Genomic DNA, 14,300 nt, shown 5'->3' with positions numbered 1-14,300 from the left:
CACATTGAGCATCACCACAGCACCCACCTCCTCCTCGGCGGCCACCGCCCGGGCCGTCCTGGACGCCGCTTTCCCGGCCGGTCTCGGCGCGTTCGTTGACGGCAAAGTAGTCACCGGCAGCGGCGGGAGCATCACGCTCACCGCTGCCGCCACCGGCGAACCCTTCGCCACCTACGCGGACCCCGGCGCCGAAGGCGCCAACGCCATCCTGGAAAGCTCGACGGCGGGCGCGGCCGCCTGGGCGGCGCTGAACGGCTTCGAGCGGGCCGCCATCCTCCGCAACGTCAGCCTCGTCGTCGGACAGCACGGCGAGGAACTTGCCATCCTCGAATCTGCCACCACGGGGAAGCCCATCCGCGACACCCGTGCCGAAGCCGCCAAGGTGGCCGAAATGTTCGGCTACTACGCCGGCTGGGCGGACAAGCTGACCGGCCAGACCATCCCGGTCCCCGGCAACTGGCACACCTACACCGAGCGCATGCCTTGGGGCGTCGTCGTCGCCATCACGCCGTGGAACGCTCCCCTGTTCACAGCCGGCTGGAACTCCGCAGCCCCGCTCGCGGCCGGTAACGCCGTGATCATCAAGCCCAGCGAATTCACCCCGGCCTCCTCGGTCCGGCTCGCCCAGCTGGCCCACGAAGCCGGCCTGCCGGCAGGCGTCTTCAACGTCGCCGCAGGGCTCGGCCAGACCGTCGGCGCCGCCCTCACCACCGACCGGCGCGTGGGCAAAGTCAGCTTCATCGGCTCCGTCCCCACCGGCCGCCGCGTGGCTGTTGCTGCCGCGCAGGCCGGGATCCCCGCCCTCCTGGAACTCGGGGGCAAGAGCGCCAACATCGTATTCGCCGACGCCGACCTGGACCGTGCCGCGGACGGTGCCATCTCCGCGATCTTCTCCGGCGCCGGCCAATCGTGCGTGGCCGGCTCCAGGCTCCTGGTGGAGCGGAGCGTGCACGCGCAGTTTGTGGAGCTGGTGGCCGCCAAGGCGGCAAAGCTGCGCGTCGGCGACCCGCTGAGCGCGGACACCGAGGTGGGCCCCATCATCACAGCCCGGCAGTTCGCCACCGTCACCACCCTCATCGAGGCAGGAATGCACGACGGCGGCCGCCGGGTCACCGGGGCCACGCTTCCGGAGGCGCTGGCCGGGTCCGCCCTGGCCGGCGGCCACTGGGTGATGCCCACCCTGCTGGACGGGGTAACGCCGGCGAACCGGCTCGAAACCACGGAAGTCTTCGGTCCCGTGGTGGGCGCGGACGCGTTCGATACCGAAGCAGAAGCCATTGCCCGGGCCAACAACACGAACTTCGGCCTGGCCGGCGCCGTGTGGACCTCGGACGTGTCCCGCGCCCACCACGTTGCCCGCGAGGTTAAGGCCGGCACGTTCTGGATCAACTCGTATAAGACCATCCACGTGGCGGTCCCGTTCGGCGGCTTCGGCGATTCCGGCCACGGCCGCTCCTCCGGCCCCGGCGTCCTGGACGAGTACACCCAGACCAAGGCCATCTGGGTGCCCACCCGCGCGGCAGGATCGCCCTTCCCGTCGCTGTCCTACTGACACCTCAAACTGACACGCAAAAACAGAGCAGGCAGGTACTTATGGAACTGACAGACACCCCGCCCACGGCGACGCTCCGCACGGCCCTGGCGGACGCCGTCGAACGCTGGAGGCCCCGCGTCCAGGCACTGGCGCAGGAAATCCACGCGCTCAAGGAGGTCTCCTTCGAGGAGGTCCGCTCGGCTGATGCCATCGCAAGGCTGCTGGAAGAGGGCGGCTTTGAGGTGGAACGCGGCACCGGCGGGCTGGCCACGGCGTTCACCGGGACTGCCGGCAGCGGCGAGCTCACGGTGGCGCTCTGCGTGGAATACGACGCCCTCCCTGACATCGGGCATGCGTGCGGGCACAACCTGATCGCCGGCGCCTCGGTCGCGGCCGCGCTTGCCCTGGCGCCGTACGCGGACGAACTGGGCATCACGCTCAAGGCCATCGGGACACCGGCGGAGGAGCACGGCGGCGGCAAGGCGCTGATGCTGGAACAGGGTGCGTTCGACGGCGTGGGGCTGGCTTTGATGGTCCATCCCGTCCAGGACGGGCTGACCTACAACCCCGCGGGCACCAGCGCACAGGCGGTGGGCCGGTACAAGGCCACGTTCACCGGGAAGGCCGCGCATGCGGCGGCGGCACCGCACCAGGCCATCAACGCCGCGGACGCCGCCGTGCTGAGCCAGGTGGCCATCGGGTTGCTCCGCCAGCAGATCCCCAGCGACCACCGCATCGCCTGCTTCGTGGCCGAGGCCGGACACGTCACCAACATCATCCCGGACAAGGCCGTGGTGCAGTTTGAGTGCCGGGCCTTCACCCTGCCGGAGTACGAGGCCCTGCTGGAGCGGGTCCGGCGCTGCTTTGAGGGAGCGGCCCTGGCCACCGGAACAACGCTGGCCATCGAAGCAACCGAACCCCTTTACGAGCCTTTGCTTCAGGACGACGCCCTCGCGGCGCACTGGACGGATGCGATGGATGTGTTCGGCAAGGACACGTCCCGTTCGTCCGGGCTCAGCGGCGGCTCAACGGACATGGGCAACATCTCCCAGGTCATCCCGTCCCTGCACCCCTGGCTGAGCATCCCCGGGGCCAACGTACCCATCCACTCGCACGCGTTCGCCGCACTGGCCGACACCCCGCAGGCGTACGGGGCGATGTTCGAGGCCGCCACCGCGCTGGCCTGGACCGTCGCCGCGGCCGCCTCAACCCCCGCAGAACGGGAACGCTTCACCCAAGCGGCATACCGCCGTCGTACTTCCACCCAGGAAGCTTTCACCCAGGAAGGCACATCATGAGCAGCAGCACCAAAACAGCGCGGACGGACAAGGCCGGCACCAGGCTGACCCTCCCGATTGCCGCCCTGGCCTTCGTCATTGCGCTGGCGGTCCAGTTCATCGGGCAGGCCAAGATCGACGTCGGGATCGGCTCGATCATCATCTTCCCCATGGTGTGGGGCCTCATTCTGGGCCTGCTGGTCTCGGTCCAGAAGTTCAAGCCGCTCGGCCTGGACCTGCAGCGCGTCGCGGCCGCCCTGGTGGGCGTGGCTGTGCTGCTCCTGGTGGCTCGACTGGCCTTCAACATCGGCCCCAGCCTGCCCACCCTGCTCAAGGCGGGGCCGGCGCTGCTCCTCCAGGAGGTGGGCCACCTGCTGGGCACCATCGTGCTGGCGCTCCCCCTCGCCGTCCTGCTGAGGATGGGCAAGGCCACCGTGGGTGCCACGTTCTCGCTGGACCGCGAGCCGTCGTTCGCCATGGTGTCCGAGAAGTACGGACCCGATTCGGACCAGTACCGCGGCGTCCTGGCCATGTACGTTTTCGGGACGCTGTTCGGTGCCGTGTTCATCACGCTCCTGACCTCGCTGGTGGCCAACTGGAAGATCTTCGATCCGCTGGCCCTGGCCATGGGCGCCGGCGTGGGGTCCGGGTCCATGATGGCGGCCTCCGCGGCCAGCATCGTGGCGGCCTACCCGGCCGACGAGGAAGCCATCCTGGGCATGGCGGCCGTGTCCAACCTGATCACCACCGTCCTGGGCGTTTATGTGGGCATCTACATCGCGCTGCCGCTGGCCGACAAGTTCTACAAGGCCCTCACCCGCAAGCAGACGGCCCGTGAAACTGCGGCCGTGACGGCGGGGGCGCCTGCCGAGCGGTCCGCTGCCGACGTTGACCGCGACGCAGCACAGGCGGAAGAAAACCGGCTGTTCCGGGAGCGCGTGGCCGAATCCTCCGCGGCCATGAAGCTTCCGCTGTGGCTGTCGCTATCGGTCCTGACGGTGCTGGGCATCGGCACGGCGTCGGTGGCGGCGAAGGGTTTCAGCATCTCGATTGTGGCCGGGTACGCCATCATGCTTGCCCTGGTCCTGCTCAGCATTGCGCTGGCGAAGCTCACCCGGAAGATCTCGGCGATCGTTTTTGTCACCACCATCGGCGCCTACATCTCCAGCCCGTGGTTCTTCGGCGCGGAACCGCTGAACGCGGCCGTCAAGACCGTGGACTTCCTGTCCATCGCCACCGTGATGCTGACCCTCGCGGGCCTGTCGCTCGGCAAGGACATCCCGCTGCTGAAGAATATCGGCTGGAAGATCATCCCCGTGGGCCTGGTGGCCATCACGGCGTCCTTCCTGCTCTCCACGGTGATCGCAGAGTTCGCCCTCGGCCTCTGGCACTAACCTGCGACGCTCCCCGCTGCTGCGGCGGAGAAGGTGAACGGCCGACAGCGGGACCTCCCGCCGTCGGCCGTTTCCGTTTAAGTCGGCCGTAAGTGGGGTACCCGCGTCAGCCGGTTGTTACTAAAGTGGAGGCATGACCGAGCACGAACCGGCCCAGGCCGGGGTCGCGGAGTCTTCAGGCCTGGCCGACCCCGACGCCATCGACACCACTTTGCGCAGTCCGGCACAGCGGTCCCGCACGTTCGCCGGCATCCTGATTAACACCGCCCTGGCCAACATAACCACAAGCTATCTCTGGTTCGCCCTGACGTTCTGGGTGTACCTGGAGACGCGCAATGTGATCGCCACCGGGGTGATCGGCGGCGCCTACATGCTGCTGATCGCCGTTTCGAGCATCAGTTTCGGCACGTTCGTGGACCGCTACCGCAAGCTTGCCGTGATGCGCTTCGCGGCCGGTTTCACCCTGGTCATGTTTTTGCTGGCCGGGGTGATGTTCCTGCTGACGCCCGGAGCCTCGATGCTGGACCTGACGCAGCCGTGGTTCTGGATCTTCGCCCTGATCATCCTGGTGGGTGCGGTGGTGGAGAACATGCGCAACGTGGCCCTGTCAACCACCGTCACCATCCTCATCGATCCGGACCGGCGGGCCAACGCCAACGGGATGGTGGGCATGGTGCAGGGGCTGGCGTTTATCGTCACGTCGGTGCTCTCCGGGTTGTCGGTCGGGCTGTTGGGTATGGGCTGGACCATTGTGGTGTCCCTGGTGCTCACTGCGCTGGCCTTCGCGCACCTGCTCACCCTGCGCATGCCCGAGGAAGTCCGCGTGGCCGCCACGGACGCCCACGGCGCGTTCGACCTGCGCGGGTCCATCGCCGCCGTCCTGGCCATTGCCGGGCTGTTCGCGCTGATCCTGTTCAGCACGTTCAACAACTTCATTGGCGGCGTCTACATGGCGCTGATGGACCCCTACGGCCTGGAGATGTTCCCGGTGGAAGCCTGGGGAGCCGTCTTCGCTATCGGCGCCACCGGCTTCATCCTGGGCGGTGCTCTGATCGGCAAGTTCGGGCTCGGGTCCAACCCGCTGCGCACCATGCTCTTCGCGGTGATCGTGATGGGCGTCCTCGGTGCCGTGTTCACCATCCGGGAGTGGGCCTGGCTGTACATCGTTGGCATCTGGCTCTACATGGTGCTGATCCCCTTTGTGGAGGCCGCCGAGCAGACAGTCATCCAGCGGGTGGTACCCCTCCCCCGCCAGGGCAGGGTGTTCGGCTTCGCCATGGCTTTCGAGTCCGCGGCGGCGCCCATCACCGCGTTCCTCATTGCCCCGCTGGCACAGGTCTGGATCATCCCCTGGGGACGCTCCCCGGAGGGCGCCGCCCAGCTGGCCCCGCTGCTGGGCGAGGGCGTCTCCCGCGGCATCGCCCTGATCTTCCTGGTGGCCGGGACCATCATGATCGCGGCCGCGCTGCTGGCCTTCCTGACCCCGGTCTACCGCCGGGTGTCGGCGTCGTATGCGCAGGCGGCTGCTGAGGAGAGGGAGGCGGCAGAGTCTTGAACAGGATGAGTGCAGCCGGGCGCCCTGACTGTCACACTTAGCCAATGAATGAGGCGCTTTCACCGTCCCGCAGGCCTGGTATCCGTGCTGCGATGTTTGTTGATTTTGACAATGTCTTTACCGGTCTGCAGGCCCTCGATCCGCTGGCGGCAAAGCGTTTCGCCGAAGACCCCAAGCACTGGGCGGACGCGTTATCCTCCGGAAGCTCGGGCGAGGACACCCGCCGCTTCCTGATCCGCAACTGCTACCTGAACCCGGTGGTGTATTCGAAGTACCGGACCTACTGGACCCGTGCAGGCTTCCGCGTGATCGACTGCCCGTCCCTGACCCAGCGCGGAAAGAGCAGCACCGACATCAACCTGGTGCTCGATGCGATGGACGCCCTGTCCGGCAACGTTGGCATCGAAGAATTCTTCATCGCCTCGGCTGACGCCGATTTCACGTCCCTCATCCAGCGGTTCCGGGCTGCGGACCGGATGACCACGGTCATTGCCGCCGGCGCCGTGGCGTTCGCCTACCGTGAGATGGCCGACCATGTGGTGGAGTCCCACGACTTCGTGGCCATCCTCAACGGCACCACAGCGGAACCGATTCATGCGGTCGCATCCCTAAAGCAGCAGGATGCCCCGGTCACCGCGAAGGCCAAGACCAGGTTCAAGGCAGCATCACCCGCGATCCGTGACGTCCTCGATCTGGTCCGTGCCGCCCCGGGCCCGGTGGTGGGCGCGATGGTGGCCCACCGGGCGCTGACGGCCGAGCCGTCGCTGAAGACAGACTGGGCCGGCTTCGGAAAGTTCGGGACCTGGGTGTCCCAGATCGGCCAGGGCGTGGAATACTCCCCCGCACAGGGCGGCTGGGTCTGGGACGGCAAGCGGTTTTCCAGCGAGGACCTGCCCGCACCCGGCGATCTCGAGCCGGGCATCGAGGAGCAGGTCACCAGGGTCACGGATGTGCCGGCACTCTCGGCGGCCCAGTTCCGGCAGATGTTCCAGGCCATGGCGGCGAGGCTACGGGAGCATCCCGTCAACCGCACCGAACTGTCCCGGCAGGTCCGGGACGATTGCGTCAACGCGGACCAGCCCGTTTCCCGCAACGCCGTGAGCTTCGTCCTGCAAGGCATTGCCTACGCCAATTTCCCGCTCAACGACGAGGCGACACCGGAAGGCCTGGCCGCAGCATGGACCGCGAACGTGGAGGAACTCTGCAGGGTGGCGCTGCTGGAGTTCGACGCCGCGGAAAAACTCGCGGTGCGGCGCTGGGCCAGCGGCGGGTTGCTGGACCACTGACCCTGGGTGGAACGCACGACGGCGGAGCCTCCCGCCGTCGTGCGTGTGAGCCTGTTTCCGCTCAACGCGGTTCCAGGCGCTACAAAGTTGCGGCTTCCTGCTCCGCCAGCCTGATCAGCCGAAGTTCGTCCTCCACAGCTCGGGTGGGCCAGTAATCCTTGGAGAGCTCGCTTGCTGCGGTCAGATCGGCTGAAGGGAAGAGCTTCCCAAGCAGCCCGGCCGCCTGCAAAAGGGCAATCAGCACGATGGTCCTGGCCTCGGGCCCCTTGGAAACGGGCTTGGACCCGGGGGCCCCGACATCAGGCGCGCCGGGCACTGAGGCATCGATAGGGACCGTCGTATCAGGCACCTCGAGCTCGGACGGCGGGCCGCTGAGTGCAGCCTCGACCTTCTTGAGGAGCGCCGCCTCCGGCGCATGGTCCTTCTCGGGGTACCGCACGGCCCGGAACCGGCCCAGGTGCTTTTCACCGACATGTTCCACGATCCCCAGGGCCGCCATGCTCTCGTAGACACGCTGCACTTCGGCGCGGCCCTCAAGCATAGAGACCCACCTCTTGGGCGAATGCGGCCGTGATTTGCCGCGGATGACGTCCAGTTCGTGCTGGAGGTCGGTTTCGGGGGTGGCACCGGTGGCCCTGACCTTCTTCCCCTGCAGCTCAATCGCACCGAGCAGGTCCAGCTCGGCCAGTATTGCCCCGGCCACCGTGGTCCTCAGTGCGAACACCGGCACTTCAGGTTTGCCGGTGGTGTCGTTCGTTGCCAGAAGGAGGAAGGCCTGGGGAAGGTTTAGTTCCGACGTCTTCGGTGTTTGAGCGTTCATACGATCATGGTGGCCCTGTTGTGGGTTGACCACAATGAAAATTTGAGCGGACGACCGGGTCCCGCCGTCGTCCGCTGGTGATGGGTGCCGCCCCGTTACGAGGCCCGCGTGAAGGTTCCCAGCCCGGTTCTGTCGTAGAAGTCCAGCGTGACACTTGGAGCCGGGCCGTCGCTTGCCCCTGCAAAAATTGCGCCGGCCAGGCCGTTGGCATTTTCTCCGACGGATTCGAAGCTGAACGTGTCGCCGTCAAAGTGGGTGAGCGGGAAGTCCGTCGGACTGGCGGCGGGCCCCATCCTTATGGCCAATTTGCCGTCCTCGTCAAAGACCTCCAGCCGGCCATAGTAGGAATTGTCATAGGTGCCGGTGTACGCACTGTTTGCCCTGGCAGGGGAAGGGTTGGAGGGAACCTTCGTGTAGTCGACCTCCGGTTTGTCGGCCTCATCTATTTGTTTGAAGACGCCGGCAGTAAAGGCCAGCCAAGCGACCGTGGGAGACCCGTGCTGGGCTGCATCCAGGAAGCCGGCGGCGATTGCTTCAGGAATGCCCTGCGGGCGCCCGTTGGTCAGGGCCACAATGGCCAGTTGTTCTCCGGGAAGCATCGAGACGGCGGTGGCTGCACCGAGATTGAACGCCCCGGAGTGTCCCAGCTGGACCCGTGCCTGGTCGTCGTAGGAGACGTTCCAGCCCAGCCCGTAGAAGCGGGAACGGGCAGCCGGAGCCGACGCCGGACCGGAGACTGAGTGGGGAACGTGGGTGGTTTGGAGGGCGGCGGGATCAATAACGGGCTGGCCCTCGTAACTGCCGCTTCCGAGCTGCAGCCGGAGCCACTGGGCCAGGTCCCGCACTGATGAGCTCGCTCCCCCGGCCGGAGCCTCGGAATCGGCGTTGCGGCGGTATTTCGGTGCCCACTCTTTGTTCCCCAGCGGCACATGCAGGATGGCCCTGTTGGCTGCCCTCTCATAGTCCGAGTGACGGTAGCTGCTGGCTGACATGCCCAGCTTCCGGAACAGGACCTCGTCGGCCAGATCCTCCCAGGTCATGTTCATCGCATCGGCCGCTGCCTGGCCCGCTTCCGTGAAGCCGAAGTTGCTGTAGTTGTAGCTGGACCGGAACGCGTCAAGGGGCTCCTGGTTGAGGTGGCCGAGGATGTACGCGCGGTCGTAGCCGAGGTCCTCCAGCAGGTCGCCCGAGCCCGTTTTCAGCCCGCTGCGGTGTGACAGCAAATCAGCAAAGCTCGCATTCCGCGTGACGTAGTCATCCTTGAGCGCGAAGTTCTTGTTATGGTCCACGACGGCGTCGGTCCAGTTAATGACCTGCCGCCCCACCAGTCCTGCCACCACTGTGGACGCGAGGGGTTTGGACACCGAAGCCACCTGGAACACCGTGTCAGGAGTGATCTCCCCGGGTTTCCCCACTTCCCGGACCCCGAAGCCCTCGGAGTACACCACCTCGTCTTGATACACCACGGCCACAGCCATCCCCGGGAGTCCGGTGCTCTCCATGGCTTCGCGGACCAGGTCCTCGAGCTTGCCTAAGGCGTTTGTAACTTTCGCCCGGTCCAGCAGCGGCTCGACCTGGCCCGGCGGGGCCGGGAGCAGCGACGCCGGGGTTGATGACGCGAGCCGGGCAGGTTCTGCGGTGCAGCAGGACAGCAGGGGGATGGCGGCAACGCTGGCCGCACCTATCCCGGCCGCCTTCAGCAGCGTACGTCGGTTAGGGGAAACGGAACCAGTGCTGTCCATGGACTCTCCCTTGAGCCGTCAGGCGGCGGGCGTTCCGGTCCGTACCGGCCCACCCAATTCCCTCCATAGTGAACCGCGCATTGCAGCGAGGGCAATGGATGCACAAGAAGTTGGGGGATCACTGGGCACTGCGTCCCTAGCGTTGGACCAGCTCATGGATCCGCCGGGAGATTTCCTCCCCTGCCAGGATGCCGCGGGCCTTAGTGACGCGCAGGTGATCCCTGCGGAAGCCGACGTCCGCCAGTTCGCCGTGGGAGGGACGGAAGGCGACGTCGGCTTCGGCCAGCATCGCCCCGTCCAGCAGCGAATCCCCGGCCGCAATCACCCGCGAGGCTCCGGTGCGCCGGGCGACCTCTGCGACGGCGCTGTTCTTCGTCACCGCCTGCGGCACGCAGTAGAGCTTGCGGCCCTGGACGGACACTGTCCAGCCAAGCGAGGCACACCATGCGTCCAGCTCCCGGACGAATTCCGCCGGCATCAGCGCCCGGTCCACGAGGGAGTAAAGGAACAGGTCTTCGGCCCGGCGCGGCCCGAGGATCCAGGACCGGTAGGCCTCCCGGGAGAGAAACTCCTCGATGAGGGCCAGCGGTGCGGAGCCTTCCGAGACGACCTGCCCCACGGCGGTCTGCCACTCGATGTCCCGCTCGCCGTTCTTGAGCAGGACGCCGCCGTTGGTGGTGACTGCGTATTCCGGCACGGGTCCGGGCAGCCGGACCCGCCGGTACTGCGCCTCGGTGCGGGTGGTCACCGGGACAAAGATGGCCGCCCGGGTCAGTTCCAGGAGCAGCCGCTCAGCGGTGCGGGTCATAAACGAGATCGGCACCCCCTGGTGGAGCTCCGCGACCACCATGTCCGGTGCCAGGTGGTCCGGGACGTCCAGGAAAAAGGCCTTCGCGGAGTAGATCAGGGTCCGGTCCAGATCCGAGGCCACCAAAACGGAAGTCACAGGGCGGCCGCCACTGCTGATTCTTCGGCGGATGCGCCGGCGCCGCTTCCCGCACGGCTTAACCGCGGTTCGATGAGCCCCACGCAGCTGAAGGGCAGGCCCGGCACCTCCACCACGTCCACGCCGCGCTGCTGAGCCAGCAGCAGGATGTGCGCTATCTCGGCCGCGGCATCAGGACGCACCAGGATCTTCCACGGCACCCTGCGCAGCAGCACCCGTGTTGTCTCGCCGACCCCCGGTTTGATGAGGTTCAGGTCCTCGATTCCGTGGTCCAGGGCGAGGCTTTCCACGGCGAGCCGGCCCGCCCAGGTGGGCGTCCGGTCCGCGGCCGTCAGGGTCCGGGCTCCGGCCCGGGCGAACCCTTCGACGTCGGCGAAATGGCCGGCGACGGCGGCCAGGAAGTCCGCCGAGACGTCGTCACCGTGCAGCTGGTGGTAGTACTTGGCCCCGTGGAAGTCGTCCGGGCCAATGAAGTCCCTGTTCAGGACGGTGCGGGACACGAGCCCGGACACGGTGGAGTTCAGGCAGGCGGACGGTATGAGGTAGTCCTCGCGGGTGCCGTACAGGTCGGCGCAGTGCCCGGGATCAGCCAGCACGGCAAGGTCCTTCGGGAACACAACACCGTCGGTTTCGGCGAAGCTGTCCAGGGCAGCGGAGAGCTCGCGGGTGATTGCGCCCTTTCCGGTCCAGCCGTCCACAAAGAGAACCTGCTCCGGGTCATGATGGGCGGCCAGGTACCGCAGCGCCGTCTCGTCCAGCCCGACGCCCCGCACAACGCTCATCGTGTAGTGGGGAAGGTCAATGCCGTGGATCTGCTGCGCCCAGCGGCGCATCAGGATGCCCACCGGCGTGCCGGCCCTGGCCAGGGAAACCAGCACCGGCCGGTTGCCGCGCGCTGCCAGGGCCAGCTCGGTCACGGTGCCTACAGCCTGCGCCACGCGGGCGGCGGAGCGTTCCAACGCATCCCGGTACAGCTGCCGGTACTGCTGCGAAGGCGAATATTCGATCGGCAGGGACTCTGCATAGCTACCCCCGCCCGATTGCATCACGGCTTCACGATCGGCCGCCGGCGCTTCCAGCGCGGCATCACCGATGTCCTTGAGCAGCCAGGTGACGTCGTCGGGGGCGTAGGAACCAAACGCCGGTCCCGCCAGCGGCGCCGGAAGGATGGGTGCGGCAGGCAGGAGGACAACGACGACGGCGCTGCAGACGGTGCTGAGCGCCTCGGTCACGCTGCCGGGGCCGGCGAGGACCTCCGCAGCGGTCCCGGGTTCGGGCATCAGTACGATCGTGCCGAACCTGCGTCCGGAGGAGGATACGTTGTGGGCGAAGCGCACACCGGGACCGTCCACGGTGACATCGTGGCTGGCGAACTGCACTGTCCCGTTGATGGCGTAGTCCGGGCGGTCCAGCGCGACGATCGGGGACCGGGTGGTGGTGGAGAACCGGACGCCGCGGTCCGGATTCAGCCGGTCCAGTGAGTCGGCCACGGCCAGGGGTATGTGGATGAACTCCTCGCTGCCCAGGACCAGAACGGGCTCTCCGGCGGCCGCCCCCGGCAGTTCCCGGTGGATCGATTCGCCGATGGCGGCCAAGGTGGCCGCCGCGGGCGAGCCGCCATTGCCGAACCGGTCGCTGCGAACAGCTGCGCCGGCCGTCCCGGGCCTGAGGAAGGTCACCGTGCCGGGTGCCGCATTGGGAGTGGCCGGCGCTTGGGGCAGTGCCGCCACCACTTCCGCGGCGCGTTGGAGGATGTCCGCGCCCAGGGTGATCCGGCCCGTGCCCAGGGCCACCACCCGGATGCGGGTCCCGAGCCGTTTCGCGAGTTCGTCGAACCTGGCACGGTCGCCCGGTGTCCGCAGGTCCACGAGTGCGGCCACCGTGTAGCTGGGGTGGGGTGCGAGGGCATGGAGTTCGGTGATGGTGTTGATGATGGTGGCACCGGTGCTGAGTTCGTCGTCCACCAGCACCACCGGTTCCGGGGCACTCAGGCGCCGGGGATCCGTGGGCAGCAGCCGGTGTGAGGTCGCGTGCGAATGTGATTCCTCGAAGGACCCGTAGGCGGCGGCACCAGCCGGGGCGTGGCGGGAGGAATGGATGTAGTACGAGCCGATCGTGTCGGCCACAAGCCGCCCCAGGCCGGTTGCCGTTTCCGCGTACCCGATGGTGATGACGTGCTGGTTGCGGGTCTTCAACCCGGCCAGCTCCCGCCGGAGGCTCTGCAGCGCGGCCCGCCGGCCGCCGTCGTGCGTTTCCCCGCGCAGGAGCGCCGCGAGCCCGGCCGCAACCGTCCGGGTCACGGGTCCGGACTCCGGGGCCGGGGACAGCGCCTCGCCGACCAGCACCCCAAGCAGCTCACCGGCGGCGATGACCAGGCCGGGTTCCGACGGGACGTGCTTGCCCAGCACCCGGGATACCAGCAGGTGCGCCCGTTTGGGGTTGCGGCGCAGCGCCAGTCCCACCAGGTCCTCGACCGGCAGCAGGCTGGCGTAGTGGTCGGTGGTGATGTCCACGCCGAGGGCGTCCTGCACAAAGGCGCCGGTCCAGGGGTGCTGGCTCAATTCATGCTCGCTTCCAGGAGGTCAACGTAGGTGATGTTCTCGGCGGCAACCCCGAAGGCTGCGGCACGAAGCAGCGTTTGGCCGGCCCAGGCCTGATGGGGTTTCATCTCATTCATCTTGTTGCCGTACGGCGAGGCCGAGGCGCCGCCGCCGTTCTTGCCGGCGATCTCCAGCGCGTCCACGTACTCCTCATGGCTGACCACGCACATGGCATGGACCAGCGGGACATGTGTGGGGTGGATGACAGTCTTGCCCAGCAGCCCGTTGGCCAGGTCCAGTTCAATTTCGCGGATGAGCCCGTCGAGGTTGTTCGTCAGAATCCGGTCGCGCAGCGGCATCTCATTGGCGTCGGCGAAGGGAGTGCGCCGCAACAGCGGGCGCAGCACCCGCTCGCTGTTGCTGTAGTGCTCCCAGACCGGGCCGGAGATCACGAACCCGCTGTCCGGCCTGCCCAGCATGTTCACGATGTCCCCGATCACGGCGGCGACCACCTTGACGTCGTAAATGGTCAGGTCCCGGGAGCGGCGCAGGCCGAAGGCACTGGACATGTCCGTGGCACCCACGCGGACGGCCAGGACATCCTCGCGGTTGGCCTGCAGCACGTCGCAGACACCGGTCAGGGTTTTGGTCCGGGTCTCGCCGTGGATCATGAGCGGAGATTCCATAATGGGCATGATCCGCAGCCGGCGGCCGTCACCGCGGGAAGCGTTGATCTCATGCAGGGCATCCAGGAACTGCTGCGCCCTGCCGGTTTCATTCTCAAACTTCGGGATGACGAAGCCCACCAGCATGCCCAGGGCGGTGCCGCAGCGGCGGGCCAGGCTCAGCATCTGTTCGGGGGTGCGGACCCGGAGGAACAGCAACGGCCCCCCGTCGGGTTTGAACGCGTCGTCGGGGTCGCCGGCATGCATCCGGGTCAGCGTGTCCACGACGTTGGTCTCGGCGGAGTCCACCGCATCATCGGCGATCGAATCCTCAAGGCAGATCACCATGCTGAGGCAGCCGCGGGCCGCCTGTTTGCGGATGTCCTGCGCCAGGTTGGGGCGGTCCGCCGGAGTGTAGAGCGTGGCGCCCAGGGCCACGGCCAGCACAGCGGGGGCCGAGTCCAGGCTCAGCTCCTGCGGCGCGATGTGGAAAAGCCGCGAGGCATGCTCGTCGGTTAGGAAACTGAAATGGCGCATGCCG

At 67.4% G+C, this 14,300-nt stretch carries 10 protein-coding genes; 5 read left to right on the top strand and 5 right to left on the bottom strand.

Annotation, left to right across the window (positions count from 1 at the left end; all coding sequences use genetic code 11):
• Positions 1-4: 4 nt before the first annotated feature.
• The 5 genes from GUV69_RS17760 (at position 5) to GUV69_RS17740 (ending at position 7,046) form a co-directional block, all read left to right on the top strand.
• Positions 5-1,552, top strand: coding sequence for an aldehyde dehydrogenase family protein (locus GUV69_RS17760; RefSeq protein WP_164204836.1), 1,548 nt, complete (start codon positions 5-7; stop codon positions 1,550-1,552).
• 41 nt (positions 1,553-1,593) lie between these two features.
• Positions 1,594-2,832 (top strand): amidohydrolase, encoded by a 1,239-nt coding sequence (locus GUV69_RS17755; protein WP_164204834.1) that lies wholly within the window; start codon positions 1,594-1,596, stop codon positions 2,830-2,832.
• A complete protein-coding gene (locus tag GUV69_RS17750) occupies positions 2,829-4,205 on the top strand; it encodes a DUF3100 domain-containing protein (protein ID WP_164204832.1) in 1,377 nt (458 codons plus the stop codon). The genes GUV69_RS17755 and GUV69_RS17750 overlap by 4 nt, the downstream gene beginning before the upstream one ends.
• 133 nt (positions 4,206-4,338) lie before the next feature.
• Positions 4,339-5,760, top strand: coding sequence for an MFS transporter (locus GUV69_RS17745; protein WP_164204830.1), 1,422 nt, complete (start codon positions 4,339-4,341; stop codon positions 5,758-5,760).
• Between the two features lie 44 nt (positions 5,761-5,804).
• On the top strand, positions 5,805-7,046 hold the full coding sequence (locus GUV69_RS17740) for an NYN domain-containing protein (RefSeq protein WP_164204827.1): 1,242 nt from the start codon (positions 5,805-5,807) through the stop codon (positions 7,044-7,046).
• Positions 7,047-7,125: 79 nt separating this feature from the next.
• Here the strand turns inward: GUV69_RS17740 and GUV69_RS17735 are convergent, their stop codons facing one another.
• From GUV69_RS17735 to GUV69_RS17715, 5 genes are all read right to left on the bottom strand, one after another.
• Positions 7,126-7,866, bottom strand: coding sequence for a GOLPH3/VPS74 family protein (locus tag GUV69_RS17735; RefSeq protein ID WP_164204824.1), 741 nt, complete (start codon positions 7,864-7,866; stop codon positions 7,126-7,128).
• Positions 7,867-7,961: 95 nt separating this feature from the next.
• Positions 7,962-9,608: a serine hydrolase gene (locus GUV69_RS17730; RefSeq protein ID WP_164204822.1), complete on the bottom strand. Its 1,647-nt coding sequence runs from the start codon at positions 9,606-9,608 to the stop codon at positions 7,962-7,964.
• A 136-nt stretch (positions 9,609-9,744) separates the two neighbouring features.
• Positions 9,745-10,554, bottom strand: coding sequence for an HAD family hydrolase (locus GUV69_RS17725; RefSeq protein WP_164204819.1), 810 nt, complete (start codon positions 10,552-10,554; stop codon positions 9,745-9,747).
• The gene (locus tag GUV69_RS17720; RefSeq protein WP_164204816.1) at positions 10,551-13,115 is read right to left on the bottom strand and encodes a phosphoribosyltransferase domain-containing protein; all 2,565 of its coding nucleotides are present in this window, start codon (positions 13,113-13,115) and stop codon (positions 10,551-10,553) included. Before GUV69_RS17720 ends, GUV69_RS17725 begins: the two co-directional genes overlap by 4 nt.
• The gene (locus GUV69_RS17715; protein ID WP_164204814.1) at positions 13,112-14,296 is read right to left on the bottom strand and encodes an HpcH/HpaI aldolase/citrate lyase family protein; all 1,185 of its coding nucleotides are present in this window, start codon (positions 14,294-14,296) and stop codon (positions 13,112-13,114) included. Before GUV69_RS17715 ends, GUV69_RS17720 begins: the two co-directional genes overlap by 4 nt.
• Positions 14,297-14,300: the final 4 nt, after the last annotated feature.

Source organism: [Micrococcus luteus] ATCC 49442 (assembly GCF_010367585.1).
GTDB classification, from domain to species: domain Bacteria; phylum Actinomycetota; class Actinomycetes; order Actinomycetales; family Micrococcaceae; genus Arthrobacter; species Arthrobacter luteus_A.
Note: the sequence above shows the minus strand (reverse complement) of the source record. Positions and strands in the feature narration are given on the sequence as shown.